General features: G+C 47.9%; 24 protein-coding genes and 1 riboswitch. Of the genes, 12 read left to right on the top strand and 12 right to left on the bottom strand.

Translation table 11 applies throughout. The features are described from left to right. Positions 1-61 precede the first annotated feature (61 nt). The 5 genes from V2546_RS01090 to V2546_RS01070 all read right to left on the bottom strand — a co-directional run bounded on the left by V2546_RS01090 (position 62) and on the right by V2546_RS01070 (position 6,471). Complete coding sequence (locus V2546_RS01090) at positions 62-1,462, bottom strand: ADP-ribosylglycohydrolase family protein (RefSeq protein WP_329751326.1); 1,401 nt, start codon at positions 1,460-1,462, stop codon at positions 62-64. A gap of 157 nt (positions 1,463-1,619) precedes the next feature. Beyond that, positions 1,620-2,534 carry an ABC transporter permease gene (locus V2546_RS01085; RefSeq protein ID WP_329751325.1) on the bottom strand — a complete coding sequence of 305 codons (915 nt, stop codon included), beginning with the start codon at positions 2,532-2,534 and terminating at the stop codon, positions 1,620-1,622. Continuing rightward, the gene (locus tag V2546_RS01080; protein WP_215703466.1) at positions 2,531-3,619 is read right to left on the bottom strand and encodes an ABC transporter permease; all 1,089 of its coding nucleotides are present in this window, start codon (positions 3,617-3,619) and stop codon (positions 2,531-2,533) included. The genes V2546_RS01085 and V2546_RS01080 overlap by 4 nt, the downstream gene beginning before the upstream one ends. Continuing rightward, the gene (locus V2546_RS01075; RefSeq protein ID WP_329751324.1) at positions 3,616-5,151 is read right to left on the bottom strand and encodes an ABC transporter ATP-binding protein; all 1,536 of its coding nucleotides are present in this window, start codon (positions 5,149-5,151) and stop codon (positions 3,616-3,618) included. Before V2546_RS01075 ends, V2546_RS01080 begins: the two co-directional genes overlap by 4 nt. A 153-nt stretch (positions 5,152-5,304) precedes the next feature. Beyond that, positions 5,305-6,471, bottom strand: a complete 1,167-nt coding sequence (locus V2546_RS01070) for a BMP family ABC transporter substrate-binding protein (RefSeq protein ID WP_329751323.1) — start codon at positions 6,469-6,471, stop codon at positions 5,305-5,307. A gap of 341 nt (positions 6,472-6,812) precedes the next feature. Between V2546_RS01070 and V2546_RS01065 the strand changes: the two genes are divergently transcribed. Then, positions 6,813-7,415 (top strand): sortase, encoded by a 603-nt coding sequence (locus tag V2546_RS01065; protein ID WP_329751322.1) that lies wholly within the window; start codon positions 6,813-6,815, stop codon positions 7,413-7,415. Positions 7,416-7,489: 74 nt separating this feature from the next. Here the strand turns inward: V2546_RS01065 and V2546_RS01060 are convergent, their stop codons facing one another. From V2546_RS01060 to V2546_RS01040, 5 genes are all read right to left on the bottom strand, one after another. Further along, positions 7,490-8,488: an SH3 domain-containing protein gene (locus V2546_RS01060; RefSeq protein WP_329751321.1), complete on the bottom strand. Its 999-nt coding sequence runs from the start codon at positions 8,486-8,488 to the stop codon at positions 7,490-7,492. A gap of 260 nt (positions 8,489-8,748) precedes the next feature. Continuing rightward, positions 8,749-9,063 (bottom strand): MGMT family protein, encoded by a 315-nt coding sequence (locus tag V2546_RS01055; protein ID WP_118531122.1) that lies wholly within the window; start codon positions 9,061-9,063, stop codon positions 8,749-8,751. Between the two features lie 65 nt (positions 9,064-9,128). After that, the gene (locus tag V2546_RS01050; protein WP_329751320.1) at positions 9,129-10,280 is read right to left on the bottom strand and encodes a DUF4317 domain-containing protein; all 1,152 of its coding nucleotides are present in this window, start codon (positions 10,278-10,280) and stop codon (positions 9,129-9,131) included. Positions 10,281-10,485: 205 nt separating this feature from the next. Then, on the bottom strand, positions 10,486-11,034 hold the full coding sequence (locus V2546_RS01045) for an NUDIX hydrolase (protein ID WP_118531118.1): 549 nt from the start codon (positions 11,032-11,034) through the stop codon (positions 10,486-10,488). 14 nt (positions 11,035-11,048) lie between these two features. Continuing rightward, entirely contained in the window at positions 11,049-11,858 is an 810-nt protein-coding gene (locus V2546_RS01040) for an MBL fold metallo-hydrolase (RefSeq protein ID WP_118297270.1), read from the bottom strand. A 398-nt stretch (positions 11,859-12,256) separates the two neighbouring features. Here V2546_RS01040 and V2546_RS01035 point away from each other — a divergent pair, with 398 nt between their 5' ends. From V2546_RS01035 to V2546_RS01025, 3 genes are all read left to right on the top strand, one after another. Further along, positions 12,257-14,194: a fructose-1,6-bisphosphatase gene (locus tag V2546_RS01035; protein ID WP_329751319.1), complete on the top strand. Its 1,938-nt coding sequence runs from the start codon at positions 12,257-12,259 to the stop codon at positions 14,192-14,194. A 6-nt stretch (positions 14,195-14,200) separates the two neighbouring features. Beyond that, entirely contained in the window at positions 14,201-14,695 is a 495-nt protein-coding gene (locus V2546_RS01030) for a DUF1700 domain-containing protein (protein ID WP_329751318.1), read from the top strand. A gap of 367 nt (positions 14,696-15,062) precedes the next feature. Next, positions 15,063-15,767, top strand: a complete 705-nt coding sequence (locus V2546_RS01025) for a C40 family peptidase (protein WP_118531110.1) — start codon at positions 15,063-15,065, stop codon at positions 15,765-15,767. A gap of 88 nt (positions 15,768-15,855) precedes the next feature. Here V2546_RS01025 and V2546_RS01020 read toward each other — a convergent pair whose 3' ends face one another. Continuing rightward, positions 15,856-16,440 carry a folate family ECF transporter S component gene (locus tag V2546_RS01020; RefSeq protein WP_329751317.1) on the bottom strand — a complete coding sequence of 195 codons (585 nt, stop codon included), beginning with the start codon at positions 16,438-16,440 and terminating at the stop codon, positions 15,856-15,858. Between the two features lie 91 nt (positions 16,441-16,531). Continuing rightward, positions 16,532-16,629, bottom strand: a riboswitch (THF riboswitch). Positions 16,630-16,828: 199 nt separating this feature from the next. Next, positions 16,829-18,082 carry an enolase C-terminal domain-like protein gene (locus tag V2546_RS01015; RefSeq protein ID WP_329751316.1) on the bottom strand — a complete coding sequence of 418 codons (1,254 nt, stop codon included), beginning with the start codon at positions 18,080-18,082 and terminating at the stop codon, positions 16,829-16,831. 250 nt (positions 18,083-18,332) lie between these two features. Here V2546_RS01015 and V2546_RS01010 point away from each other — a divergent pair, with 250 nt between their 5' ends. From V2546_RS01010 to V2546_RS00975, 8 genes are all read left to right on the top strand, one after another. Beyond that, positions 18,333-19,439, top strand: a complete 1,107-nt coding sequence (locus V2546_RS01010; RefSeq protein ID WP_329751315.1) for a TRAP transporter substrate-binding protein — start codon at positions 18,333-18,335, stop codon at positions 19,437-19,439. A gap of 112 nt (positions 19,440-19,551) precedes the next feature. Next, on the top strand, positions 19,552-20,058 hold the full coding sequence (locus V2546_RS01005; protein ID WP_329751314.1) for a TRAP transporter small permease: 507 nt from the start codon (positions 19,552-19,554) through the stop codon (positions 20,056-20,058). A 2-nt stretch (positions 20,059-20,060) separates the two neighbouring features. Beyond that, the gene (locus tag V2546_RS01000) at positions 20,061-21,341 is read left to right on the top strand and encodes a TRAP transporter large permease (RefSeq protein ID WP_118735687.1); all 1,281 of its coding nucleotides are present in this window, start codon (positions 20,061-20,063) and stop codon (positions 21,339-21,341) included. An 88-nt stretch (positions 21,342-21,429) separates the two neighbouring features. After that, positions 21,430-22,122, top strand: coding sequence for a FadR/GntR family transcriptional regulator (locus V2546_RS00995; protein WP_118735688.1), 693 nt, complete (start codon positions 21,430-21,432; stop codon positions 22,120-22,122). 212 nt (positions 22,123-22,334) lie between these two features. Next, positions 22,335-23,693 (top strand): MATE family efflux transporter, encoded by a 1,359-nt coding sequence (locus V2546_RS00990; protein ID WP_329751313.1) that lies wholly within the window; start codon positions 22,335-22,337, stop codon positions 23,691-23,693. Between the two features lie 160 nt (positions 23,694-23,853). Continuing rightward, a complete protein-coding gene (locus tag V2546_RS00985; RefSeq protein WP_182426430.1) occupies positions 23,854-24,030 on the top strand; it encodes a hypothetical protein in 177 nt (58 codons plus the stop codon). A gap of 276 nt (positions 24,031-24,306) precedes the next feature. Beyond that, positions 24,307-24,621: a rhodanese-like domain-containing protein gene (locus V2546_RS00980; protein WP_118531104.1), complete on the top strand. Its 315-nt coding sequence runs from the start codon at positions 24,307-24,309 to the stop codon at positions 24,619-24,621. Between the two features lie 401 nt (positions 24,622-25,022). Then, positions 25,023-26,192: a class I SAM-dependent RNA methyltransferase gene (locus V2546_RS00975; protein WP_329751312.1), complete on the top strand. Its 1,170-nt coding sequence runs from the start codon at positions 25,023-25,025 to the stop codon at positions 26,190-26,192. Positions 26,193-26,204: the final 12 nt, after the last annotated feature.

The following is a 26,204-nucleotide window of genomic DNA, read 5'->3' as shown; positions in this document are numbered from 1 at the left end:
GAATATCCGCTTGACTTACCAATATCCGAGCGACAGAAGATGTTTCAAAAACTCAACCGTATTACTTCTGTTTCTTCACCGCATTCCTCACCGCATCCGTTGTCCACTGACAAAGCTCAGCGATCTTGAAATCCTGATACCGTCTCATAGTCGTGAGGATCCTATCCCCGATGGGCTTGATATAGCTGTCATCAATGACATCCAGACCGATCATGATCGCCAGTGCGTTCAGTACCGGGGCTGCGGTACAGTCCGCATCCTGACCTTCCATGGCGATGATGTGGCAGGTCTCCTTAAAGTCCATATTTCCGAACCAGAGGGCAATAACTTCGGCGGCTGCGTTCGGATAGGCGTGAATCCAGTTGTACTCTTTGTAGCGCTCCTCACAGGCCGCCCATACCGGCTCCCAGGAAGAATTTTCCTTGCAGAGATCCAGCGCATGCTTTACGACTGCGTAGTATTCGCTCTTATGCGGGATCATGTCCACCGCTTTCTCAACAACGGTCCGGATATGGTCCTCCGTGAAAGCGAGGGAGGTGAGCAGGGCGTTGAAGATCCCGCCCAGCATGCCATTGTTGGAGTGGGAGACGATCGAATCGTCCGCGGCGAGTCTCGCTGCGAGTTTCGGGTTTCCGGGTGCTAACATTCCGTGAAGCGGAGTGCGCATCTGTGCACCGATCCAGTCGTAGAAGTAGTTGTTTATTGTGCCGCTCTCCGGCGGAAGAAGCCCGCGGCGGAGATTTTCGATGGCCGTCTTCTCGGCGGAATATCCGTCGGAGATCAGCTCCAGCCATTTGTAGGCAACGTCGGCAGGCGTGATATCATAGCCTTTTTCGATGAATCCGTCGAGATAGGCGATCTCGTAGGTGATATCATCATTGTATGTCTCCGGACGGCGGAGATATCCGTAGACCTCGCCGAAGCGTTTGCGGATCTGTTCCGTGGTATAACCTTCGATCTGGGTTCCAAGGCAGCCGCCGATGAGCTGTCCCATCCATCCTGCGGTGACTTTCTTTGCAAAGTCATCGGAAAAGACGTCATAGGGCGCTGCAGGGCCGAAATCAGCCTCTTTTTCTACATCCGCGAAGGTGCAGTAGGTGTTGTAGTTCCAGTAAGGGGAGGTGGGATCCTTCGGCGCTTCATTCAGTGCGTGGAAGATCTTCGCGGTAGCCACCTGAATCGCGGCTCCGTCCTTTTCCTCGGACGCCTTCAGGCCTTCCTCCATGAATTTCTCAGCTTCCGTCACATCATATCCCCGGTTGTGCATGCTCTGCACCGCGGCGATCACCACGTCGCAGGGGGCTTTGGATCCCGGAACCTTATTGTCCCAGTCGTGGAAAAGCTGTTTGTCGGAGGCGCGGCCGGCTTCCGTGTAGGCCATCCAGTCCGCCTCATTGTCGTCGTGAAGCTCCGGCGGAACGGCGTCCGCCGTCAGCTTATGTTCAAATTCCCATGCTTTCATAAAGAATCTCCTTCATTTCAGCTGTAAATGTTCCTTCCCGGTTCTGTCGCAGATAAGAAGTGCGGCACGGCAGGGAAGAAAACACAGTGTTAAAAATGATTTATATAGAAATGTTTTGCCTGTAATTATAACAGTTCAGAATTTCAAAATAATTCCATCAACTTTTCTTTTTCCCCGACATACTTCTCTTCGAATAAATTCCGATCGCGATCATCGTAACCACGTAAGGAATCGTCTGAATAAGCTGGGATGGCAGATTTAACATCTGAAGCCGTACGGCCAGTGAATCTGCCATACCGAAGATCAGTACCGAGCAGGCGATCTTCCATGGAATACCGAGACCCATGGATTCCGCCGCCATTCCGATCCATCCGCGTCCGGCGATCATGTCTCTTGAGAAGAAGGAAACATAACCCATGGACATGTATGCTCCGCCGATCCCGGCGAGACAGCCGGCGATGAGAAGGGCGATGTACTTATATTTCATGACGTTTAAGCCTACGGATTTTGCGGCACTCTCATTCTCACCGACAGCGCGGATCCGCAGCCCGATGGTAGTCTTCCAGAAAAAGACTGTGAGGACGACCACGAGGATCAGCCCGAGATAAGTCAGAACATTATGTCCGGAGATAATGGCACCGAGAACCGGGATGTCTTTGATAAGCGGAATCCTGATCTCCGGCATCACCGGACTCTTTAAACTCTGGGTGGAACCTTTATTTGCGGTCAGATAGTAGGTCGTAAAGACCGTGAGACCGCCGGATAAGGTATTCAGGGCGATTCCGGCGAGAACCGGGTTTGTATTCAGGATCAGCGTAAAGTAACCGAACACGAAAGCCAGCACCACGCCGACTGCCATTGCGAATATCACGCCGCCAAGAGCGCTGTGGGTAAAGTAACCGCCGACAGGTCCCGCAAGGGCACAGCTTAACATGATTCCCTCAGTTCCGATGGGATCGATGCCGCCTTTCACGAAGACCATGCAGGCCATGGCCGCGAACAGGATCGGAGTCATCACACGGATCGAGGTAAAGAGGAAGTCAGGGGAAAGAATCACACTCCAGATATTCATGCCTGTACCTCCTTTTTCGCTGCAGCTTCGAATTCTTTTGTCTCTTTGATGATGAGTTTCTTCTTATATCCGCTGAGGATCGCGGTGGCGGAGATCAGAAGGACCATGACTGCCTGAATGATGTTTACGATCTCAAACGGGATATCGGAATTTCTGGACATGATATCCGCGCCGATCCGCAGGTAAGATAAAAACAGTGCTGCGAACGGGACATACTGTACCTTCCGTCTGGCGACGATGGCGATCAGAACACCGTCCCAGCCATAGCCCGGGAGTGCGGAATACTGGAAGCGCTGGTACATGCCGAAAAGCTCCGCAGCGCCGCCGAGTCCCGCCAGCATACCACCCAGAATCTGGGTCAGGATGATTATGAGGCCGGAGTTGATGCCCGCGTAGTTTGCCATATTGAAGTTTTCGCCCACAAGGTTTGCCTTAAAGCCGAAGGGTGTCCGGTTTACGATGACCCAGATCACAAGGACAGTCACAAGGGCGATGATCGTACCGGAGTTGATACGCGTGCCGGTGATGATCTTGCTTAAAGCGCATCCTTCCGGAAATTTGTAGGAATAGTTGGAGTTCTGGGTCGGATCATAGAAGAAGGTGGTGATGATCCAGAGCCCGACGTACAGGCAGGTGTAATTGAGCATCAGGGAAGTTACAAGCTCATTGGAGCCGGTCTTTACTTTCATGATGCCCGGGATAAAGCAGATAAATCCGCCTGCGACCGCCGCAGCCGCCATGGCCACGATCAGTGCCGTTTTTCCGGAAAGTCCAAGTCCCAGGGAAGCCGCACAGGCAGCAACGGCGCCGATAAAGAACGCGCCTTCCATGGACAGATTGAAAAGCCCCGGTTTGAAGAGGATGATGACCGCAAGTCCTGTAAACATTAACGGTGTCATACCTTCGATGACGTTTCCGAAACGGCGGACGGAGGTCAGCGGTCCGAAAATAAAGTCTCCGAGAGCGGAGAGGGGCTGGCTGCTGATCAGGAGAATGATCGCGAAGACGATGATCAGGGAGATCAGGATGGCGATCATGGTCCGCAGCATTTCTACATAAGATGAGAGAGGTTTTTTCTGTTTCATGATTCCGATACCTCCTGATGTTTCAGCCCGAGCATGTAGTTTCCGAGCTCGAACTCATCTACTTTTTTCGCGTCCTCGAAGTAGGCGGCAGCCTGTCCGCCGCACATGACGAGAATGCTGTCGGAGAGCTCCATGATCTCGTTTAAGTCCGCGGAGATCAGGATAACGCCCTTTCCGGCATCGCGCTGTTCAATGATCTTTTTCCAGATAAACTCGTTGGCACCCACATCGATGCCCCGGGTCGGCTGGTTGGCGATCAGAAGCTTCGGGTCAGAGGAAAATTCCCTTGCGACTACGACCTTCTGCATATTTCCGCCGGACAGCATACCGATCGGCTGATCGTCATTCTGGCAGAGGACGCCGAAGTCGCTGATAAGTTTATCTGCCCGTTCATGGATATTTTTATAATTGAGAAGTCCGTGTTTTTTTAACAGCGGGCTGTCGATGATGTCTGCGATCATGTTGCCCCAGAGGCTGATGTTTCCGGCCGCTCCGGTTTTGATACGGTCCTCGGGGATATAGGAAATTCCGTCATCGCGGATCGTGCGGATGGATTTTCCAAGGATTTCTTTCCCGTCAAAGAGGATACTGCCTTTGACACCGGAGTAGAAACCGAAGATCGCCTCGGCGAGTTCATTCTGTCCGTTTCCCTCAACTCCCGCGATACCTAAGATCTGGCCCTTTTTCAGTGAAAAGGAGACATGGTCCAGGAGCTTTCGTCCTTCTTTATTTTCATAGGTCAGATCAGTGACTTTTAAGAGCGTGTCACCGAATTCTGCCGGCTTTTTATTCATTTTCAGGATGACATCGCGGCCCACCATGAAGCGGGAGATGTCTTCTTCTGTCGCGTTGGCGACCGGAATCGATCCCACTGTCCGTCCGTTGCGGAGGACTGTGATATTGTCGCAGATCTGCATGACTTCGCGGATCTTGTGGGAGATGAAGATGATCGTGTGATCATTTTTCTTTAGTAAAAGAAGCTGTTCAAAGAGTTCGTCTGTCTCCTGTGGCGTCAAAACTGCGGTCGGCTCATCTAAGATCAGGAGCTTCGCCCCGCGGAGCAGGACTTTTAAGATCTCGACCTTCTGTTTCTGGCTGACGGAGAGCTCTCCAACGACAGCCATCGGATCGATCTTTAAGTTGTACTTTTTGGCGGTTTCCTCCACCGCCCGGATCGCTTTTTCCTTGTCGATCATGATCCCGTTTTTCGGTTCCATGCCGAGGATCACGTTCTCATATACCCGTAGAGAATCCACGAGCATGAAGTGCTGATGCACCATTCCAATTCCGAGACGGATCGTGTCAGCGGCACTTTTTGGCTGGATCTTGTTTCCCTCGAAGATGATATCGCCCTCAGTGGCGTCCTCGTCACCGAACAGGATCTTCATCAGGGTACTTTTTCCGGCACCGTTCTCACCCATCAGGGCATGGATCTCACCTTCCCGGACAGAAAAGCTGACATCCCTGTTGGCCATGACACCGTTGGGGTAGATCTTTGTGATATGTTCCATTTTCAGGATCTCTTTGCCCATACGGATCCTCCTTTCTTATAAAAGCCAAGGGGACTTGTTGACAAGTCCCCTGATGTACTCGATATTCTGGGAAAATCAATGGCCTTGGAAAGATTCCCCAGATGGTTTACATAAAATATCGCAGCAGGTTTTGAGTGGATCTGCCGGATAAAATTACGGAGCTACAGAGTCGATGAGAACCTGAACTTCGTTCTGGTCAGCATCGCCGAGAGCAGTCGGGATCTCGATTTTTCCGTCGAGAACTTCCTGTTTCTTCTCCTCGATCGTCTTTTTGATCTCGTCCGGAACGTTCTTCTGGAAGTACTCGTTGTCAGCAAGACCCGCACCGTTTTCCTTTAAACCAAGGAATTCACATTTGCCGTAAGGAACCGTTCCCTCTTCTTCCATTTCAGCCATTCTCACGAGGGAATCGCCGACATTCTTTAATACGGAAGAAAGGATCACGTTTGCCTTTGCCTCATCGGAACCGGAGAACAGCATTGCCTGATCAGAGTCAACGCCGATGATGTATTTGCCCATCTCAGCAGCAGCCTCTACGCAGCCAAGTCCGGCCTGCTCAGCAGCCGGGAAGATAATATCAACGCCCTGATTGTACTGGGCGATAGCTGTCTCTTTACCCTTTGCGGTATCATCCCAGGAACCGATGTAGGAAACGTATACCTTGATATCCGGGTCAACAGATTTTGCGCCTGCGATGTATCCAACAAGGAAGTCAGTAATGATCGGGTGCTCGGAACCGCCGACGAAACCGATCTTCTTGTCTTCATTTGCGTTTGGCATGTCTTTGGATTCTGTTACAAGTGCTGCGAGAACGCCGGCAAGGTAGCTGCCCTCGTTCTGTTTGTAGCTGATCGCGTAAAGGTTCGGCCACTTGCCCTCTTCCATATCAGAGTCGAACATAACGAATTTCTGATCCGGGAATTCTTCCGCAACCTGCTCGATGACCTCAGCGGAGGAAGATCCGTTGGAAATGATAACATCGTATTTTCCTTCCTCAGCGAGATCCTGGAATGTCGGCTCCCACTTTGTCTGGTCACGGCCGATCTCGATCACCTTTACTTCGCAGCCAAGATCAGATGCGATCTTTTCCATACCTGCGTTTGCGGAGTCGTTGAAGGACTTGTCTCCTAACTGACCGGTGCAGACGAATACGAAGGACGGCTTCTTTGCGTCTGTTTCTGCGGCAGCAGCGGTTGTCTCAGCACCAGCGGCATCTCCTGCGGCGGCAGTTGTTGCAGCTGTCTCGGTCTTTCCACCGCACGCGGTGAGCAGCAGTCCGGCTGCTAAGAATAATGCGGTAGCTTTCATTGTTCTTTTCATGATATCCTCCTGTTTTCCGTTCTCTGCGGAGTAGATTCTCGCCTGAGAACATTGCAGCGGCGATCATCTGACAAGTCCGCGGATCCATGAAAATAAGCTGCGATTCGCCGGTAAGGCGTTGCCGCTGAAGGATCGCACAGAGAGAAAAGTCCGAAATCGTCACCATTTGTAATTTTTTATGGGTATACTATACCAAAATTGTACATTTCAGACAATGAATATGAGAAAAAAAGTGAAAGATTGTTAAAAAAAAGACAAAAATGATCCGGGTTGTGGGTATTAACAAGATTGACAAAATCTCAGACGGCTATACAATGGTAAAAAAGGAGCTGAGAAGGACAATGAAAAGTAAGATCCTGATGGGCGGAGGGCTGCTGTTAGTTGTAGCGGCTCTTCTTCTCACAATTTACAACATAAGAGAATCGGACCAGGCCGGAAAGGCAGCAGAGGAGATGGTGGTTCAGATGGAATCGCTGGAGGCCGGTCTTCCGGAGCGGCTGGAACCGGAGAGCGAGGAACTTGTTCCGGAGTATAAAAAGCATCCGGAGATGGAGATGCCGGTCGTGGAGGTAAACGGCCAGGAATGCATCGGGACGATCGAGATCCCGCTGCTTGACCTGAAACTGCCGGTGATCAGTGAGTGGAGTTATGCGAAGCTGAAAAAAGCGCCGTGCCGCTACAGTGGATCCGCGTACCAGAATAACCTGATTATTGCCGGACATAATTACCGCACGCATTTTTCCGGCATCAAGCGCCTGGATCCGGGCGATGAGGTGATCTTTACAGATGCGGACGGCAATGTATTTTCTTATGAAGTGGATACGATCGAGACAGTCGGCGGAACCGACATCGAAAAAATGGAATCCGGCGACTGGGACCTGACGCTGTTTACGTGTACGACAGGAGGAAAGGCGCGGGCGGCGGTGAGATGTAAGGAGAAATAGAAGAATCATTCGAAAAACAGGGAAAGTCTCTTGAGAAAAAGAGTATTTTCCCTGTTTTTATCGGATGAATCGGCCTATTTTTTGTAGAAACAGTTCCCACCAACGATCTTATAGGACGAATAGCTGCTGACGGAGGCCCGCTTCGCCGATTTAAAATAGAGATAATCTCCAATATTGTTGGAGCCGGACAGAGCGTCTTTTGCGGCTTTCAGAGCCGTTTTTGACGGACTTTTTGAGAGGTAACGGTCCAGAAGTCCGGACGTTGCTCCCGGAAACTGACCATCAGCGTAGATCACACTGGAGATCGTTTTGCCCCATTCTTTTGTTTTGACACGGTTGACGATACAGCTTGCAACAGCGAGCTGTGCGTCGTAGGAACCATCTCCCGTTTCCATTGCGGTACAGGCTGCCAGCAGATAGACCTCATCATCTGTTGCAGGGATCACATAAGATGGCGCTGCGGCGGACTGGCCGGAGGAATTTAATGCAGCAGATTCCTCCTTCGCATCAACAGCAGCTCCCGGGATCGGAATGATCGATACATATTTTCCGGAAAGATAGCCGGTCGTGTCAGCGGACAGCTGGATCTGCACCCAGCCATTATCTTCGCTTAAAACCGGAAAGGTATCTCCGGCAGCGGCCTGTTTGAGAATATCGGACGTCGTGGATGGAGTTTCCCGGATATTTAAGGTCGTTGCGGTGATCTTTGCGTTTATGAGACCGAGCTCTTTTGCAAGTGGTTCAATATCATTTCCATAGAGAAGATAGTCATCTTTCATCCAGCCCTCAAGCTTTCCGGAACGTACTTTTGTCCAGCCGCTTTTTCGCTCGAGAACAGTTCCGCCAGCTCCGCGGTAGCACTTTCCGATAATGTCCCCTTCTGTGGACGGTTTTGTGCGCATATTTAACGGGTCGCTGTTTACATTTGCGACAGCCATATTGTCATAGGCGGATGCGGCGTGGGATGGAAAAGCAGAGTGGGAGACGGAAAACAATAAAACGGACGCGGCAATGGCCGCTTTGATAAAGACTGCTTTTGAAATAGATGGAATCAATTGCTGTAATTTTTTCATGCCGGTTTCCTCATAGTTGTCAGATGCATCGCAGTAATTGCGAAATATGTTTCAAATATTACAAAAATATTACAGAAATAATATAGCAAAAATGAAGAAAAATGTCAAGTTTTCGAGAAATCCGGGCAAGATCCGCGATCACAATGGTATTATACGGAAATTCCTATCCATGAAAAGTAATATAAAAAATTATGTTTCACAGGGAGAAAGTCTGCCGGTCCGAAAAAACGTATAATAAAAAACTGCCGGGGCGAGATGCCTCAGCAGTTCCATTGATATTTTTTCAGATCTACATGCATGGGATCTTTAAGTTCCACGCCCTCCTGTTGCAGGAGAAATCCCTGTTCCAGCCAGCCGGGGACAAGGCGGCCGGCATGGTTGACAACACGGTGGCAGGGAAAATCACCATAGTTTGACGCGTGAGAGAGAACTCTCGCCACAAGCCGCGAATTTTTGTCCCGGCCGATCAGGCGGGCAATCTGTCCGTAAGTAGCGACATTTCCCTCGGGGATTTCTTCCACAACGGACAGAACTTCATATGCAAAATCTTCGGTAAAACGAGTCGATGATAGCATAAGAACCTCCAGATGGCAAAACATTATCGGAGTCGGTTTCTCAAGCAGCGAAGATATTCCGAAGGCTATGCTTCCGGCGCCTCCTTCTGCTCCTCCCACATCTTCACAGGCATGCCGTTGACTTCCACGTTGTCCTCGACCGCTATCACAAGGCAGCGGCGGCCGCTGATGAATTTTGTCTCGACAAGATCAAGGCGGTCCGGGTTGACTTTGATGTCAACGTCCGGTGTCTTTACGGCAAATTTTCCGGTTCCTGTGATCGCAGGAACGAGGATCGCGGTGTTTTCCCCGGCGGCATCCTCATAGACCTTATCGAAATGTTCCAGACGTTCCGGCTCCACGCCGCTCTTTTCGAGGAGATCTTTGACCTCCGGCTTTGTGAGAGTCAGCGGGACCTCGTCCTCCTTATGTTCCTCCGCAAGCTCCGTGAGATTTTCATGGATCTGTCGGACAGTCTCGTAGTCACATTCCTCGCCGAGCGTATCAGTTAAGATCTCCTGGAATGCCTCTTTCTGTGATTTGAAGGAGATCGGAGTCGGAGCGCCGAGGCAGGCGTCAATGAACTCGGAGTGGAGTTCTTCCGGATTTTTGGAGAAATACAGAACTCCATGGATATCGCTGCTGCGGTCATTGAAAGCCGGGAACAGGAATCCGGTCATCGGAGCCTGGACCCACCAGTCACGCGGGCGCTCCTCGATCGCATTTGTCGCCTCATTGTAGGAAAGTCCCGGTTCTGAGAGCTTTACCGGGCAGATGCAGCAGAGAATGTGGTTGTAGACTTCCTCGGATGCATCGAACATTTCCTCATTGTCGGAAGCTTTTCCCGGAACATCGTAGGCACTGTGGATCAGGATGATGTAATAATTCTCTCCGTACTCGTAATTCTCGATCACTTTGTTATAGAAAGCATCTACAGTCTCATCATCAGCGATCTTTTCGTCGCGAAGCTTCATGAGAAGCGCGTGGGCGCTGTCCGGGCCTTCATCGTGGATCGAGTATTCCAGGTTGTGGAGATTCTTGCCGATCCCGCCGGAGAGTGCCTTCTTGAAGATCTCATAATATTTGAAGATCTCTTCCTCGGAGAGTGCAAAGAATGCCTCTTTCAAGGTTGTCTTGATCTGTTTTTCAGCGTCAACATAGCATCCGCAGATGCGGGTGATCGCATTATTGTCTTTTTTAAATTGCTTTTTAATTTCTGAAATTTCACGTTTATTCATAATGTATACCCTTTTCAATTCAAATTGAATTTGTGCAGAAACTGCTCCGAACTGAGAAATATACCGGATGCTCATCGCTCTCAATCAGTGGAAATTGTATCCGACATAAATCCCCGGTTAAAGTGTAAACCGGGGAGAAACATGAGCCAAAAGGGCAGTATCCCTTTTGGTATTAAAATTTTCTGTTCTGTGGCAATCCCTGCGCTTATTTATTCAGGAGCTTTTCCGCATAATACATTGCCGCCACATGCACCGCCTGCACGAGTCCGCCTTCCGCCATCAGCTTTTTCGTTTCCTCAGCGGACATGACAACGATCTCGAGATCCTCGGTGGCGTCCAGATGCTGGCTGCTGACTTTTTTGCAGTCCGTGATCAGATAGCAGTGGGCGAAATTGCTGATGCATGCCGCATTTGGTGCGACCTTGCATAGAAATACCGGTTTGCTCCCGGCGTAGCCTGTCTCCTCGAAGAGTTCTCTCACGGCTCCGGCGCCCGGATCGGCGTCCGTCGGCTCCATACAGCCTGCCGGAAGTTCCAGAAGGATCTGTCTTGTTCCATGGCGGTACTGGCGCACGAAAACGAAATCCCCGTCCACAGTGACAGCGACCACAACGACAAAATCCGGCACAGTATTTACATAAAACGGAGAGATCTTTGTACCGTCCGGCAGTGCACAGTCATCGGCATGAAGATCGATCCAGCGGTCTTTTACGATCGTCCGTGATCCGTTGCAGATCCATGGTTTGATAGACATAGCTTTTTCCTCCATTATAATGCGATCAGGCTCTCATCATCCGGGACATAGATATTTCCGCTGTAATAGCGTTTTCCCTCACTCTTATAAAGACGTTCCCTTCCGGCAACATTGCTGTCCTCCGTGTGCCAGAGAACGAGGTTCGGGATCCCGAGAGACTCCGCAAGTTCACAGGCGTCCTTCACGGTGCTGTGATGCTTTTCATACGGCTTCCAGATATCGCGCTCCGCATAGAGGCAGAACGCCTCGTGGAGCAGCCAGTCACTGCCGCGCACATACTGTTCACAGTCCGGATTGTACGGCTCATCTCCGACGCAGGTGAGTTTTCTTCCATTATTTAATGTCAGCGTAAAGCCGAACTGTTTTAATTTCGTGGAGTGGATATCGAAGAACGTCACATCATAGCTTAAAATATGGCGCGTCTCCCCGTCCTTCACTTCCTCCAGATGGATCCGGTCACCGATCATGTTGTAAAACTTATCCTGGATCGTCAGGCGGCAGAGTGTTTTGATCGTCTCGATCAACTCTGCGTGGCAGTAAATGTGGGCGTCCCCGATATACTGGTCCTTTTTCATCTTTGTTGCGATCATGCGGATCATCCAGACGATGCCGAGTACATGGTCTGTGTGGGCGTGGGTCACGAAAATGTGGTGGATCCGCTCTAAGGGAACCTGCATGTTGTCCAGGATCTTTAAGATCCCGTTTCCGCCGCCGGCATCCACCATAAAATATTCGTCCCCGTCGCGGAGCGCAAAGCATGTATTATAAAGGTTGGTAACCGTGGCATTTCCGGTACCAAAAACGTAGAGAAGCTCGCTGTCCATGAAAATCTCCTTTTCTTCCTGCTCATAAGTGCCGTGCCGTCCAGATCGGCGATCATCACTGTCTGCATCGGCCGGACACCAGATTCTTTGGTTGAGTTTTGAATATGAATATGTTACTATAAAATAAATGGAAAAGCAATTCCCGGGCGGTTAAATTTTTAACCTGTAAGGTGGAAGAAGAGTATGAAAAGCTCCGCAAAAACCAGAAAAAAGCTGTTGTTTTTCATGGCCGAAAGTTTCTAAAATGAAAATTCTCTACCATACAGTAATTAGTGCAGAGTTGGCCGATTTGGAATGCGAATCATCGGCAAAATTCCGCTGCGGAGCACAGACGGAGGTGCTGTGTACTGTAACAGGATTTAAATATCCGGGAAATTGCAGGGAGGAAAACAGAGACAATGAGAGATTTGGACTATCTGAAGCTGCTTGCAAAAGAGTATCCGACCGTGAAAGCGGCCTCCAGTGAGATCATCAACCTGATGGCGATCCGCGGACTTCCGAAAGGAACCGAGTATTTCTTTAGCGACCTGCACGGGGAATACGAAGCGTTTATTCACCTGCTCCGCAGTGCGTCCGGTATTATCCGCGAGAAGATCTCGGAGACCTTCGGGTATGTGATCTCGGACGAAGAGGAGATCGCTCTTGCAAACCTGATCTACTATCCGGAGCGGAATATCCGGAAGATCCAGAAAGCGGGAAAATTTACAGAAGACTGGCAGAGAATTACGATCTACCGTCTGGTGCGCATCTGTAAAGAGGTTTCCTCGAAATTTACGAGATCGAAAGTTCGTAAAAAAATGCCGCCGGCATTCGCTTATATCATCGATGAGCTCCTTCATGTGGACTACAATGATGATAATAAGAAAGTTTACTATGACGAGATCATCCACTCCATCATCGACATCGAGATGGGTGACCAGTTCATCATGGCACTCTGCAACCTGATCCAGAACCTGACAGTGGACAGCCTTCACATTATCGGTGATATCTTTGACCGTGGACCGCGCGCGGACATTATCATGAATGAGCTCATGCACTTCCACGACGTGGATATCCAGTGGGGCAACCATGATATCTCCTGGATGGGTGCGGCGACCGGCAACCTGGCGTGCATCTGCAACGTGCTCCGGATTGCGATCCGTTACAATGGATTCGATGTCCTGGAGGATGGATATGGGATCAACCTTCGCCCCTTATCCATGTTTGCGGCGAAAGTTTATAAGGATGATCCGTGTGAGCGGTTCATGCCGAAGATCCTGGATGAAAATATCTACGACGCAGTAGATCCGGGTCTTGCTGCGAAGATGCACAAAGCGATCACAGTGATCCAGTTCAAGGTGGAAGGTCAGATCACGAAACGCCATCCGGACTATCAGATCAATGACCGGATCCATCTGGAACATATCAACTTTGAAAAAGGAACAGTAAATATCCGCGGAAAAGATTACAAGATGCTGGATATGAACTTCCCGACGATCGATCCGAAGGATCCGTTAAAATTCACAAAGGAAGAGCAGGAGCTGATCTACAATCTGGCGCTCTCGTTCCACCACAGTGAGACACTTCACCGTCATATCCGTTTCGTATATTCCCATGGCGCAATGTACAAGAGGTGCAACGGAAACCTGCTGTACCATGGCTGCATCCCGATGAAAGAGGACGGTACCTTCGAGGAGCTGAAGCTGAAAGGGATCATCTATTCCGGAAAACGTCTGCTCGACTATATCGAGGACGCGGTGAAGATGGCATATTTCCTGCCAGAGGATGACCCGACGAAAGACTGGTACCGTGACTTTATGTGGTATTTATGGTGCGGTCCGAAGTCCCCGGTATACGGAAAGGACAATATGGCAACCTTTGAGAACTACTTTGTCGCTGACAAGGCAGCTGCAAAGGAAAATATGAACCCGTATTATAAACTGAGTGAAAAAGAGGAATTCTGTAATAAGATTCTCAAGGAGTTCGGACTTCCGGTGGAAGGTTCCCACATTATCAATGGACATGTACCGGTAAAATTAAAGGATGGTGAGAGCCCGATCAAGGGAAACGGAAAACTCTTCGTCATCGACGGCGGACTTTCCAAGTCCTACCAGCCAAAGACGGGGATCGCAGGTTATACCCTGATCTTCAATTCCCATCATCTGGCGCTTGCGGAGCACAAACCGTTTGACAGGGATCATGAAAATACACCGAAGGTCACGATCGTAGAGAAAATGAAAAAACGTGTGATGGTCGCGGATACCGATACCGGAAAAGAACTTGCGGCAAAGATCGCGGACCTGAAGGAACTTGTGGCAGCATACAGAGGCGGCATCATTAAAGAAAAACTGGAGTAGAATTGCATGAACAAGGACGAATTTTTAAGACGCTTAGAGGACGCGCTTTCGGGTGAAGTCCCGGCGTCCGTGATCCGCGAGAACCTAAATTATTATGCGGATTATCTTTCCCAGGAACTCGGGAAAGGACGTACCATGGACGAGATCATAGAGGAGATCGGCGAGCCGAATATCGTGGCGCGCACGATCATCAATTCCGCGGAGGCTGCGGGAGAGACCGGAGATGGTCATGGAAGCTTTGAGGATGCGTCCCCGCGGGACGATGACAGAAGAAGCACTTATAGCCAGGGAAGTTATCAGAACGGCTCCGCGCCGAATATCCATTATTTCGATCTGAATAAGTGGTACTGGAAATTGGCCCTTGTTGTGATCCTGTTTCTTGTGATCTCCGTGGTGTTCAGCATTATGGGCGGCGTGTTCTATCTCCTGATCCGGTTTTCAGGACCGATCCTGATGTGCCTGATCATTTACTGGATCGTTAAGAATTTCCGGGGAAGATAGCAAAGTAAATATAATGAACAGGCAGTCGGAGCTGTGAGCTGCAGATGCAGGCACGGAAAACGGTGGACCGATTCATGAATTTAAAGCCGGAAATGTCTGAAAAGCCTTGATTTTACTGAAAGAATCAACAGATTACAGGATGTTACAATTGAAATAAGTTATGTAAACAGGTGCGGCGTTCTCTGTTGGGAGCGCCGCATTTTTGCCACAAAACTGGTGATTTTCGCCTAAATTATTAAGAGTTTATGAATTCCTTTGTTTTTATTGACAAAAGAGGCCATAGGAAATATAATTTGTTTGTAACAAAACGTAACATATTTGTAACAAACCTTACAAACTATGAAAGCTTTAAAATAAGAGGATTTCAATGACAAATAAACTTTTCAGAACTTTAAAGATCACCTGTTTATGTATGGCTTTAACCGCAGCGCTTCCGATCGTTTCCTTCGCGGATGAGCAGACTGCAGTGAATGAAAATAAAAAAGTAGTAACGATCATCCACCTCGATGAAAACGGAAATCCGTTAGAAAAGGACAAGCAGACAGAGACAACGACAGAGAGTTCTGAAGAGAATACCGATACAGCTTCCGAAGAGAAAAACACAGACGATACTGCAGCTGACAGTGCGGAGGCAGAAGAGGCAGACGCAGATGAGGAAAATGCGGATGACGAGGAAGTATTAGAGGCAGAGGTCGATGTTGAGGATGACCTCCGCTCCGAGATTGTTACATATGCACTTCAGTTTGTAGGAAACCGTTACAAATACGGTGGAACAAATCCGAATACCGGTGTTGACTGTTCCGGATTTACTTCCTATGTAATGCGTCACGCAGCAGGCGTAGAGCTCCCGCATTCTTCCGGCGGACAGTCCCGTATGGGTCGTGTGGTAAGCAGCTCCGAGATGCGCCCGGGTGATATTATCAGCTATGGTTCCGGAAAGAGGATCAACCACGTTGCCCTCTATATCGGAAATGGACAGATCGTACATGCCTCCACAGAGAAGACCGGAATTAAGGTTTCCAGATGGAACTACCGTACACCAGTGAGGATCGTGAATGTACTTGGTGACTAACCTGAAATTGGATAAAGGATAAAAAGGATTAAAAAAGTGCCCTTTGCAGCAGATTTTTGAGGATTGCTGCTGAGGGCACTTTTGCGTACTATCTTCTCTGGCGGTTTCCGGCATGAAGGATGATCTTAAACACGCCGGCCTGTTCCAACGTCTTTGCCACAAGGAAAAAGATCAGGGAGTCCACAGGCCACTGGATCAGGTTCTTGATGGCGCGGGCCGGCAGGATCGCTAAAAATCCTTTTCCGTTTAAAAGCGTCAGCCAGTAGGTTCCGAGGATGATGTTGCAGAGAATGATCACCACGAGCTTTGCTGTAAGGATCCGCGGCAGGGAAAGGTTCTTTTTATAGAAGAACAGGCCGTAGATAAATGCCGCAAGCATCGCGTTGAACGTAAAGCCCGGCATAAATCCGCCGTCCGGCTTTAACATAAACTTGATCACATCCATAGCGCCGCCGAATAATCCGCCGACGACCGGGCCGAACAGATAATCCACCAGCATATTTGGGATCGAACCGAAGCCGATCTTTAAGTTTGGTGTGATCTTAAAAGAGTAGTATCCAAGTACAACGGATAGTGCGCCGAACATGGCGCAGGTAGTGATGGTGGTGACCTTCTTAAATTCACGGGATGATTCAAAGATCCTGGAAAAGAGGTCGCTTGAGCTTTTTTGCATAAAAAAATACCTCCTTTGCAGATTCTCGGACCACAACAGGAGATAATCGAACGGTCACAGACACAAAAGGTATCTGCAAACTATCTTCTGATGCAGCGGGATGCGATATGTGCACCGCGGGAAATTCCCTTCGTCCTGCCAGCAACTCCCTGTCTGGCGGGCACTTGACGCGCACACGTCTACTCTGCATGTTTGTTTGATTTTCAGGGCGGTTGGCGCTCTGATGCCATTACAGTATCATGAAATGGGAAGATTGTAAAGAAGAACTTTGACGGGTCGGGGAAAATGGGATAAGTCACCAGAAATGACGATTGTAATGGAGAGACTGTGAGTGCGGATATGAAAAAAGGTGAGAAATGGGGATTTTTCTCACCTCTAAAAACTTAAACTACGGTGTCTGGAGGGAACCGTCAAAGTTTCTTGTCTGTGTCCATGTGGTTACCGGATGTGCCGGCGGGTATTTCTTAGCGGCTTCTTCGTCGATCTCTACGCCGAGACCCGGAAGATCATTTCCGTATACAAAGCCGTCATTTCCGTACTCCGGCATGTTTTTAAATACTTCATGCAGCGCTTCATCCGCGTCGTGGCCTTTACTCTGCTGAAGGAAGTCATATGTCCGGACTCCGCTCCACTCCTGAAGACCAAAGTTCGGGATCGCAAGATCAATATTGATAAGCGCGGAAGCTGCAACCGGAGACAGATCCGGCGGGCAGTGCCAGCAGGTACGAACGCCGAACTCTGCGGCGAACGCGGCCATGCGGAGCGCAGGAGTGATTCCTCCAATATCGGAAATGTGAGCGCGGAGGTAATCGACGCTTCGATCGATCACGGCATTGTGCCATTCATTGTTATTCACATACAGTTCGCCGTGGCTTAAAGGCGTTGTACAGTAGTTGTGGATCTCTCTCAGCCAGCTGATATTTTCCGGTGAAACGACATCTTCTAAGAAGAATAGTCGGAACTGATCCATTTCTTTACAAAAACGTCGTGCCTCGATCGGATTGATGCGTTCGTGGACATCATGGATGAACTCCAGAGAATCACCGAAGTGGGAACGAAGCTTTTCGAACATTTTAATTGTGTTCTGCATGTATTCCGGAGAATCAATGTAGGTGCCGATCTGAGCGCCTTTTGCTGCCTGCTTCGGAGGCTCGCCGAATGGAGTTCCACCGTAGATTCCGTTCTGGCATCGCACGTAGCGAAGCCCGATCTCCTGATACTTTTCAACATTATCAATCAGTTCTTCGATGGTTCCACCGTCAGCATGCTGGTATACCGGGATACCGTCTCGGAGTTTCCCGCCCAATAGCTGATAGACGGGCATATTTGCCATTTTTCCCTTGATGTCCCAGAGCGCCATGTCAACACCGGAGATCGCATTGTTTTCAATTGGACCAGATCTCCAGTATGCATTCTGATGCATAAGCTGCCAGAGATCGGAGATACGGTCTACATCACGACCGATCAGTAATGGTTCAATATACTGTTCAATCAGATTTTTAATAGTAGCTGTACGATATGAAAAGGTAGCACAGCCAAGACCGTATAAGCCTTGTTCGGTTGTTTCTACTTTTACAACGAGAAGATTGATACCGTCGGGAGCAGTTTCGATGACCTGGACGGAACGGATTTTTGGAAGCATAATATTTCCTCCTTATGAAGTCAAATACAATATAGGTAATACAAGTTCACTATAAATGATTTTCGAATAAAAGACAAGCAAAAAACAAAAAAAGATAAAAATAGTGCATAATGTCCAAAAAAATGGGAGAATAATGCACTATATGCATAAAAATGCGCAGAGCGACGTTGGAATATTGACACACAACATGAGACGTGGTACTATTAACTTGTATTACAAATAAATGCAAAAACTCAATGGAGGGAATGTTATGAAAAGAAAATTGGCAATCGTTTTAGCAGCGGCAATGGCGGCAATGTCCATGACAGGATGTCTAAACAATGCGTCAACTACGACGACATCCCAGACAACTGTGGCAACTGCGGAAATCTCATCAGAAGCAGAAACCAATGAGACAAAGAAAACATCGGAGGGAGAAGACTACACATATCAGTTTGATGCATCAAATGTTGAAAAACATACATTTTCTTTATCAACAACAGCACCTAGCGGAAGCGCACTGGCAGATGTGACTCACCATTTTGCTGATAAAGTAGAAGAGCTTTCTGATGGAAGGATGAAAGTAGATGTATTTGAGGGCTCTGCACTGGGAACTGAGGCGCAGAATCTGGAGGCATTAACGGCCGGTACACTGGATATGGCAGTAATTGCAGTTGAATTCTATGTAAACTCTATTCCTCAGTTAGGCGCACTGATTCTTCCGTATATGTATGATGATTATGATCAGGTACAAAAAGTGCTTGAAAGCGAGGCGGGCGAATACGCGTCTGAACAGCTTCGCAACGTTGCGAAAGTACAGAACCTTGGATATTATGTAATGGCATTTCGTAATATGTACACAACAAAACCAATCAATAGTGTTGATGATTTAAAGGGATTCAAGATGAGAGTTCCGGAATCTTCCCTGTATGTAGATACATTCCGTATGTTAGGGGCAGCTCCAACTCCGTTAGCAACTGGTGAGATTTACACAGCAATAGATACTGGCGTCGTAGATGGCGTTGAGAATACTCCGGATGGCTGTTTACATTTGTCGTGGTTTAAGGTTGCACCATACTTCAATAAGACAAACCATCTGAACGCTCCTACAACATTCTCAATGTCGGCATCTGTTTTCGATAAATTAAACGATGATGAAAAGAACTTATTATTGCAGGCGGGTCTGGACGCCTCCCATTATGGTTTGGAATCTACCAAGACTTCTGATGCTGAAAACCGTAAGGCATTGGAAGAAAAGATGACATTCGTTGATTCTGATGTTGAATCCATGCGCGCGATGATTGATTACAACGCATATGATTTTATGCAGTCCGACGAGGCAAAGAAATTATTTGAGCTGGTACAGAAGAATAAGTGATTTTGGATAAAACTTGTGAATATTGATTCGCATGTACAGGTGGGCGGTGTCAAGTCTGCCCACCTGATTTTTTTAGGGATATTCTGTTTGATGTCAGTGGAGGAATTTCGCGATGGAAGTGTTGAAGAGGGTAAAGAAAGTCATAGATGAATTATTGTTATGGGTAATTATTTTTTTGTTTTTGATGATGTTTGGAATAACCAATCTGAATGTTATTATGCGTTATTTCTTTAATAGCCCGATTGTCTTTTCTGTGGAAATGGGACGTTATTGTTTCGTATCGATTATATTCTTGGGAGCAATCTTTACAACGAGGGAGGATCGTCATATTCATGTGGATTTTTTCACAGGCATGTTCCCTGAAAAGATACAGAAAATAATTGCACAATTTGGACGTTTTTTAATGGTGGTGTTTTTTGGAATCACCACAATATATACGTGTCGTATGGCAATACTGAATATTTCGGTTTCTTCATCGGCAATGAAAATTCCAATGGCGATTCCATACGGAATTATGGCATTTGGATGTGCGGGTATTGTATTAGAATCTGCTATTAACATAATAGAATTTCATTTGGGATTGAAAAAACATAAGAAAAATATTGAGGAGGAAATGTAAATATGTCAGTATTGTTGATATCTTTTTTTGCACTCCTTCTGATTGGAGTTCCGGTTGCAGCTGTTATGGGAATTTCTTCCATGCTGTATCTGCTAACGAGAGGAACTGATATCCTCACAATTCCGCAACGCATGTTTGCTGGCGCTGATTCTTTTACTTTGATGGCGATTCCGTTATATATTTTCGCAGGAGAAATTATGAACCGCTGTGGAATTACAAGAAGAATTTTTAAATTCGCCTCAGAAATTGTAGGATTCTTGCCAGGCGGTCTTGCTTTGGTAAATGTCCTCGCATCAACTATGTTTGCGGGAATTTCGGGTTCAACTTCTGCAGACGTTGCTTCTTTAGGCGTCATGGAGATTGGGGGGATGACGGAGGCAGGATACAGCAAATCATATTCGACAGCTATTACATGTGCGTCAGCGACGATTGGTTCCATTATCCCTCCGTCCATTCTAATGGTACTTTATTCTTCTATTACGGGGATTTCTTGTGGTAAATTGTTTGTGGCTGGAATGATTCCTGGAATTATGGTATCCGTATCACAAATGATATATTGTCTTTATAAAGCAAAGACTGATCCGGAGAACTGCGATGGTAACTATCGGCCAAAGTTTAATTCCCATAATCTTCTTGTTGCAGCGAAGGATGCCATTCCGGCTATGATTATGCCAGTGATTATTATTGGCGGTACATTATCAGGTGTGTTTACCGCAACAGAGGCTGGTGCTGTCGCTGGTCTGTATGGCGTTATTATTGGTGTATTTTATTACAGAGAATTTCATTTTCATGATATGATCGAAACAATTAAATCTACAGCGTTTACAGTTGGACAGAGTTCTCTAATTTTTGCAGCAACAAGTGCTTTCAGCTATTGTATTGCGATTTTACAGCTTCCGAATAAGTTAAGCATATGGATTTCTGGACTTACAACAAACGTTTATATTATTATGTTCCTAATGATCCTCGCTATGATGATCATCGGCTGCTTTATGGATACGACTCCGGCGGCAATCATTATGGTACCAATCTTCCAGCCATTGGCGGCGAGCTTCGGATTTGACCCGATTCATTTTGGAATGGTTATGGTTCTGACATTTATTTTCGGTGGAATTACTCCGCCTGTCGGTGCGACTCTCTTTATTGCAAGTTCGGTTGGTCAGATCTCCTTGGCGAAGCTCGTAAAAGAAATGTGGCCGTTGATTCTTCTTTTCTTCATTGTAATGATGCTTGTGGCATATATTCCGGCAATATCAACATTTCTTCCAACGCTGGTAGCATAAGATAAGCATTTTTTCGTAAGGACTTGCGTTTTAGAATCTATACATTTAGAATAGAGACATAAAAACTCATTTAAAAGGAGTTATATATATGGACAAACCTGAAAATGTGATAGATCATATTATGCAATACATGAAGAGTAAAATTGATGATGGAAGTTGGGCGATTGGAGAAAAAATACCATCGGAAAATGAATTGTGTAGAGAATTGGGATATAGCCGTACCAGTATTCGCAGTGCAATTCAAAGATACAATGTTTTGGGAATACTTAAAAGTGAGCGGGGAAAAGGAACATTTGTATGCTTAGATCAGGTATATCTTCCGGATCAACGAATACTCAATGCAAGTGGGTCGGTAGAAAAAATTGAGATGAAAAATTATCTGACCTGGCTACAAGCGAGAAAACTCATAGAACCGGAGATTGCATATGCGGTAGCTCAAAATGCGACACCGGAGCTGGTTAAGAAACTTCGTCAGATTAACTATGAACAACATAACGCAATTGGGAACTCTTTGTTATATAATCAGAAGGAAATGGAATTTCATATAACGATTGCCGAGGCATATGGAAATCCGATTATTTCAAATATAATACATCAAATATTGGGAAATCCTAATATGCTGACATATGGAAATGATAAATTTGGATTTCTTGGTGGAATTTATTATCATTTTCTTATCACAGACGCAATTGCGCGGCATGATGCAAAAGAGGCAAAGAAACTTATGGATGAACATGATGATGTAAAAAAAAGAGTAGAGAACTTTGTACAAACGGAATAGTGGATAATATAAAGGATGTTAAATCATTGTATGGTCTAACATCCTTTATGTTTAAAAGCGCTTTTGACGAATCTAAAAGTAAAATCGTACACTTTTTTGGTGCTTTGATGCATATACATTTTGTTATCACTGATTTATAATACATCAAAGTTTGGCAAAATATGAAATTTTGATACAGGATATTTCAAATTTGAGACACAGGAGAATTACATATGCAGAAAAGTGAGGTAAAGGATCTGACAGTCGGATCGCCAATGAAGCTGATCTTAAGCTTTGCGGTTCCGATGCTGCTGGGATTTCTTTTTCAGCAGTTTTATAACATGGTAGACACGATCATTGTCGGAAAATGTCTGGGAGTATCGTCTCTGGCGGCGGTTGGATCGACGGGGTCGATCAACTTTATGATCATCGGTTTCTGTACCGGTGCCTGCAGCGGATTTGCGATTCCGGTGGCGCAGAAGTTCGGCGCGGGAGATTACAAGGGAATGAGAAAGTTCGTGGCGAATGCCGGATGGCTTTCAGCGGTGTTCGCGGTGGTCATGACGGCGGTCGTAGGTGCACTCTGCATGAATATTTTACAGTGGATGAATACGCCGGAGGATATTATTCAGGGCGCATATGATTACATTTTTGTGATTTTCCTTGGAATTCCGGTCACTTACCTTTATAACATGCTGGCGGGAATTATCCGCAGCCTCGGCGACAGCAAGACCCCGGTCTACTTTTTGCTGTTATCGTCCCTCCTGAACATCGGTCTTGATTTCTTTACGATCCTGGGACTCGGCATGGGTGTGGGCGGACCGGCTCTGGCTACGGTAATCTCGCAGGGAATTTCGGCAGTGCTCTGTCTGATCTACATGATCCGGCACTATCCGATCCTTCATATGAAAGACGAAGAGTGGAAGCCGGACGGACGCATGCTCGGCACACTCTGCAGCATGGGGATTCCTATGGGACTTCAGTATTCCATCACGGCCATCGGCAGCGTTGTGCTCCAGACTGCGGTAAATTCTCTGGGTTCTATGGCGGTTGCGGCCGTTTCTACGGGAAGCAAGGTCAGTATGTTCTTCTGCTGTCCGTTTGATGCTCTGGGTGGAACCATGGCGACTTACGCGGGACAGAACGTGGGTGCGAAGAAGCTTGACCGTGTGAAAGAGGGACTGAAGGCGGCAAGCCTGATCGGTATCGTCTACTCCCTGATCGCGTTTGTGATCCTGTTCTTTGGCGGAAAGTATATCGCGCTTCTCTTTATGGACGCGGATCAGACGGAGATCATCGGTCGTGTGGCGATGTTCCTGATCGGAAACAGTATGTTCTACATTCCACTGACGTTTGTGAATGTGGTCCGCTTTACGATCCAGGGAATGGGATTTTCGACGTTTGCGATCCTGGCCGGTGTCTGCGAGATGGCTGCACGGTCTCTCGTTGGCTTCTGCCTTGTTCCGGTGTTCGGATTCCTTCCGGCATGTTTTGCGAGTCCGCTTGCATGGATCTTTGCGGATGCGTTCCTGATCCCGGCTTTCTTTCATTGTATGAAAAAATTAAAAGTGCTTTTTGGGGAAACGGCATAAAAGATGTTGCCTGAAAAGATCATGGACAGCGGTGCATAAAAGTTCAGGTTCGGACCATACTAGAGAATGCAGGTGCGGCAGAGGATGCCGCAGCAAAATATTTCCGCCGGTGCGTCTTACAGGCGGCCGTGGAACAACAACTCCAGGAGGTACGAAAAAAATGGCAAGAAACAGCTATGATATGGACGACAACATGAAAAACAGTGGGTCTGAGACTTACGACAAGACAAAGAACCAGAGCAGAAACAGCCAGAACCGTTCGGAGAATAACAGTCAGAACCGTTCGAAGAACAGTTCTAAGGACTCTACGGACAATGGGAGAAACTGCAAAAGATAAAAAAGATGCGGCGGTCTGACTGTGCAGGAAGCTGTGTGGAAAGATTGCGTGGTCGAACAGTCAGATCTGATAAGAATGGCGGTGGGGTGATCCTGCCGCCATTTTTGCGGTTATTGCAGACGAAAGGTATATGATTTCAGACGTTATGCGGACACAGAACGGTCCACGGCAGCTGCATAAAGCATTGAAATGTGCTGGAATTGACTGTGCAGAAAGGAACCATGTCCGGGCCGCCCGGCATATTTTAAATTAAGGATATGTTTCAGGAGAAGGAATATGTTTCGGACGATCTCGATGCAGCAGCTGGAACAACTTCTGGACGGGGAGCGGACATTCACGTTGCTGGATGTGCGGGAACAGAAGGAATATGAGGCAGGGCATCTCCTGGGGGCTGTGAACCTGCCTTATGAACAGCTGGATGAAGTGGAGGCAGAGATCACAAAAGACCGTCCTGTGGTCATCTACTGCGCCTACGGAGGTCAGAGCCTGCTCGCGGCGAGAGAACTCGCGGGACGCGGGTATGATGCGGTGAATGCACTGGGAGGACTGCATTATTACAGGGGAAAATATTATGTGGGATGCCGGGAGTAAAAGTTCCGGAAGAAAAGAAAGTGATGATTTGGCAGGGTAGGACTGTCGATTATCGAAAAAAATTCCGGATGGAATGCTTGGTATGATATGGTCACGGTCACGGGTGCTTTGCATGGTCAGAAAACTCCTGTACCGTGGACAGGAAGCCTGGATTGTAGTTTTACAGGGATTGACAGGGTGACTGCGAACCCTTAAAATTAAATGGAATACAGCCATCCGGCGAACGATACGGATGGAATGAAACTATGAAAATAAAGTGGCTGCGAATTTAAAATGGATTTTTGCTTGTAGGTTGCCATGCATCCGAAGGGAAGCTCCGGGGGAGGTTGTTCCTGTAGGTGTGAGGGTACTGAACAGTTACGTGAGCAGCTGCGCGATACATCAGAACGGAGAAAATCAGATTGAATACATTTGAATTGATCGTCCCATGCCATTTCGGCCTGGAGGCAGTGATGAAAAAAGAAATCCTGGACCTTGGATATGAGGTCAGCCAGGTGGAAGACGGGCGTGTGACATTTATCGGCGACGCGGAGGCGATCTGCCGTGCCAATATTTTCCTCAGAACAACGGAGCGCGTACTTTTAAAGGTCGGCAGTTTCCATGCAGAGACTTTCGAGGAACTGTTCCAGGGGACCCGCGCGATCCCGTGGGAGGAATATCTCCCGAAGGATGCGAAATTCTGGGTCGCGAAAGCTTCCTCCATTAAGAGCAAGCTCTTCAGCCCGTCCGATATCCAGTCCATCATGAAAAAAGCCATGGTCGAGAGGATGAAAAAGGCATATGGGATCGAATGGTTCCCGGAGAGCGGTGCAAGCTTCCCGCTGCGCGTATTCCTTCACAAGGACACGGTGACGGTAGCGCTTGACACGACCGGAGAATCCCTGCATAAGCGCGGTTACAGGACCCTGACAAGTAAGGCGCCGATCACGGAGACGCTGGCGGCGGCACTCATCATGCTGACTCCGTGGAAGAGCGACCGGATCCTTGTGGATCCGTTCTGCGGAAGCGGAACCTTCCCGATCGAGGCGGCGATGATCGCAGCGAATATGGCGCCGGGCATGAACCGGGAATTCCTCTCCGAGGACTGGAAACATCTGATCCCGAGAAAATGCTGGTATGATGCGATGGACGAGGCGAACGATCTTGTGGATCTTTCTGTCCAGACGGATATCCAGGGCTACGACATTGACGGGGACATCATCCGTGCAGCGAGAGCGAACGCGAAGGCAGCAGGCGTGGACGAACTGATCCATTTCCAGCAGCGTCCGGTGAGTGGGCTCAGCCATCCGAAAAAATACGGATTCCTGATCACAAACCCGCCGTATGGGGAGCGAATCGAGGAGAAGAAGAACCTGCCGGAGTTATATAAGACGATCGGAGAGCGTTTCGCGGCGCTTGATTCCTGGTCAGCTTATATCATCACGGCGTATGAAGATACCGAGCGCTATTTCGGACGCAAGGCGGATAAGAACCGGAAGATCTATAATGGTATGATGAAGACGTATTTCTACCAGTTCCTGGGACCGAAGCCACCGGCAAGGAAACGTGAGGAGAGAAACGAAGAGCAGTGATAACTGCTCAGC

It is taken from the genome of Clostridium sp. CM74B_53, assembly GCF_036318045.1.
In the GTDB taxonomy this organism is placed as follows: domain Bacteria; phylum Bacillota; class Clostridia; order Lachnospirales; family Lachnospiraceae; genus Pilosibacter.
This window is presented reverse-complemented; position numbering and strand designations above follow the sequence as displayed.

What these genes read in the sequence shown, in the direction of transcription:
- V2546_RS01000 (WP_118735687.1), top strand. Translation starts at nt 20,061, where the DNA reads ATGTCAGTATTGTTGATATCTTTTTTTGCACTCCTTCTGATTGGAGTT.
- V2546_RS01020 (WP_329751317.1), bottom strand. Translation starts at nt 16,440, where the DNA reads ATGCAAAAAAGCTCAAGCGACCTCTTTTCCAGGATCTTTGAATCATCC.
- V2546_RS01025 (WP_118531110.1), top strand. Translation starts at nt 15,063, where the DNA reads ATGACAAATAAACTTTTCAGAACTTTAAAGATCACCTGTTTATGTATG.
- V2546_RS00985 (WP_182426430.1), top strand. Translation starts at nt 23,854, where the DNA reads ATGGCAAGAAACAGCTATGATATGGACGACAACATGAAAAACAGTGGG.
- V2546_RS01085 (WP_329751325.1), bottom strand. Translation starts at nt 2,534, where the DNA reads ATGAATATCTGGAGTGTGATTCTTTCCCCTGACTTCCTCTTTACCTCG.
- V2546_RS01010 (WP_329751315.1), top strand. Translation starts at nt 18,333, where the DNA reads ATGAAAAGAAAATTGGCAATCGTTTTAGCAGCGGCAATGGCGGCAATG.
- V2546_RS01030 (WP_329751318.1), top strand. Translation starts at nt 14,201, where the DNA reads ATGAACAAGGACGAATTTTTAAGACGCTTAGAGGACGCGCTTTCGGGT.
- V2546_RS01055 (WP_118531122.1), bottom strand. Translation starts at nt 9,063, where the DNA reads ATGCTATCATCGACTCGTTTTACCGAAGATTTTGCATATGAAGTTCTG.
- V2546_RS01090 (WP_329751326.1), bottom strand. Translation starts at nt 1,462, where the DNA reads ATGAAAGCATGGGAATTTGAACATAAGCTGACGGCGGACGCCGTTCCG.
- V2546_RS01060 (WP_329751321.1), bottom strand. Translation starts at nt 8,488, where the DNA reads ATGAAAAAATTACAGCAATTGATTCCATCTATTTCAAAAGCAGTCTTT.
- V2546_RS01075 (WP_329751324.1), bottom strand. Translation starts at nt 5,151, where the DNA reads ATGGGCAAAGAGATCCTGAAAATGGAACATATCACAAAGATCTACCCC.
- V2546_RS00995 (WP_118735688.1), top strand. Translation starts at nt 21,430, where the DNA reads ATGGACAAACCTGAAAATGTGATAGATCATATTATGCAATACATGAAG.
- V2546_RS01080 (WP_215703466.1), bottom strand. Translation starts at nt 3,619, where the DNA reads ATGAAACAGAAAAAACCTCTCTCATCTTATGTAGAAATGCTGCGGACC.
- V2546_RS01015 (WP_329751316.1), bottom strand. Translation starts at nt 18,082, where the DNA reads ATGCTTCCAAAAATCCGTTCCGTCCAGGTCATCGAAACTGCTCCCGAC.
- V2546_RS01065 (WP_329751322.1), top strand. Translation starts at nt 6,813, where the DNA reads ATGAAAAGTAAGATCCTGATGGGCGGAGGGCTGCTGTTAGTTGTAGCG.
- V2546_RS00980 (WP_118531104.1), top strand. Translation starts at nt 24,307, where the DNA reads ATGTTTCGGACGATCTCGATGCAGCAGCTGGAACAACTTCTGGACGGG.
- V2546_RS01045 (WP_118531118.1), bottom strand. Translation starts at nt 11,034, where the DNA reads ATGTCTATCAAACCATGGATCTGCAACGGATCACGGACGATCGTAAAA.
- V2546_RS01005 (WP_329751314.1), top strand. Translation starts at nt 19,552, where the DNA reads ATGGAAGTGTTGAAGAGGGTAAAGAAAGTCATAGATGAATTATTGTTA.
- V2546_RS01040 (WP_118297270.1), bottom strand. Translation starts at nt 11,858, where the DNA reads ATGGACAGCGAGCTTCTCTACGTTTTTGGTACCGGAAATGCCACGGTT.
- V2546_RS01035 (WP_329751319.1), top strand. Translation starts at nt 12,257, where the DNA reads ATGAGAGATTTGGACTATCTGAAGCTGCTTGCAAAAGAGTATCCGACC.
- V2546_RS01050 (WP_329751320.1), bottom strand. Translation starts at nt 10,280, where the DNA reads ATGAATAAACGTGAAATTTCAGAAATTAAAAAGCAATTTAAAAAAGAC.
- V2546_RS01070 (WP_329751323.1), bottom strand. Translation starts at nt 6,471, where the DNA reads ATGAAAAGAACAATGAAAGCTACCGCATTATTCTTAGCAGCCGGACTG.
- V2546_RS00990 (WP_329751313.1), top strand. Translation starts at nt 22,335, where the DNA reads ATGCAGAAAAGTGAGGTAAAGGATCTGACAGTCGGATCGCCAATGAAG.